Annotated in this window: 2 protein-coding genes; both read left to right on the top strand. The window is 34.0% G+C overall.

All coding sequences use genetic code 11. The features are described 5' to 3' along the window. Positions 1-802 (top strand): hypothetical protein (locus ACQR30_RS07235; RefSeq protein ID WP_429733368.1); only part of this gene is annotated, 802 nt, incomplete at its 5' end. Between the two features lie 106 nt (positions 803-908). Further along, the gene (locus ACQR30_RS07230) at positions 909-1328 is read left to right on the top strand and encodes a hypothetical protein (protein WP_429733365.1); all 420 of its coding nucleotides are present in this window, start codon (positions 909-911) and stop codon (positions 1326-1328) included. The last annotated feature ends 167 nt before the right edge of the window (positions 1329-1495 follow it).

The following is a 1495-nucleotide window of genomic DNA, read 5'->3' as shown; positions in this document are numbered from 1 at the left end:
CGTGCAAGACCCATTGAGTGAAGCCTCTCGCAGGTGGTCGCCATATAATTATGCCATTGACAATCCGATTAGAGTTATTGACCCCGATGGTATGGGGCCGGAAGATATTGTATATTTCAATAGGCAGGCACAGGAAACAAAGCGGATAGTATCTAATACAGAGTTCAAAACTTATGTTCAAAACTCTAACGGACAATATGAGAAAGTTGCTATGCCTAACATCATAACAAGCAAAGGAGGCTCGCCAACTACCGCTCCAATTTATCAGAAATATGATTACCAGATTGCTGCAAGCACTGCAGTATTTAATATGGATAAAAATGAAGGGAAATTATCGCTTGTAACCGATGGTAATCATCCTATCCCAGCATCAGCCACATCTCAAATACCCGATTTGAACCCAACTAAAGTCAAGGCTGTTGCAATGCAGGAATCAGGTGTGGGGACTGATCCTAACATGAATGGGACAAAAGACATTATGCAAGTTAATAATGGAATGGATAATTTCGCGGATTATGCTCCTTATAAAGCTAATTATGGGTTAAATGACCATACGGTACCAGATCCAGTAACATCAATTAATGCAGGCATTAAAGATTTAGCCACTAAAGGCTTCAAAGGCGGGATTAGTTATGATCCCAAGACAGATAAAATGACTTTTACGTTTAAAGGTTGGGATAATGCAATTAACACAATTAATGGAGTTAATGGTAGTGGTGCAGCTAAGTATGGGCAGAACTATTCAGGCTCTGTACAAAGCATGATTCAGAACTCAAATAAACCAGACCCCAGTAATTATTAAGTTTTTTAAGTAGCATATTATGTTTAACAAAATATCGATAATTTTATTTTTTTCAATCGTTTTACATTTTAATGGATTGGGACAAGATAGTATTATAACAAGGAAGATGGAATTAAAAGTATTATCTAACAATAAGATAGGTAAAATCTTTTGTTTTAATGTGTCAAAAAAGAAAGATGAAAAAAACGTTGTTCAATTAAAATATATTGGACGAGTACATACCAATACTCATATTTCTTATAAAATTTTGACATGGGCAAGAGTATCGGGGAAGAATTATCATACAACAGGAGTTATTGAATTGTTTGATACAAACAACAATTATGTTGGAAAATATGTATTAGGTGATATGTCTGATTTGCCTGAGAAAATTGAAGGAAATAATTTAATTTTTGCTAATAAAAATAAAGAAAATTGTGACAAATCACTTGTTACAAAAGTCAGTTTTGATAGCATCCCTAAAAATATTTTTATTAAGTGCGAAGGCGATGAGGGGGATGTATATTCATATATTAGTAATAACTAAGTGTAAAATACATAACTAATCAAAATGAAATAAAATACCCAAGCCGCTTCATGGGCGGCTTGGGTATTTTATTTTTTCTCGGTTAAAAGTTTTTCTATAATAGCGTCTTTTTCGGATCAAGTTAAAAAGTTGGGGGATTGCGATAAAACAATTTGCTTTGCCTTAGA

The organism is Arachidicoccus sp. (assembly GCF_050436765.1).
GTDB lineage: Bacteria > Bacteroidota > Bacteroidia > Chitinophagales > Chitinophagaceae > Arachidicoccus.
This window is presented reverse-complemented; position numbering and strand designations above follow the sequence as displayed.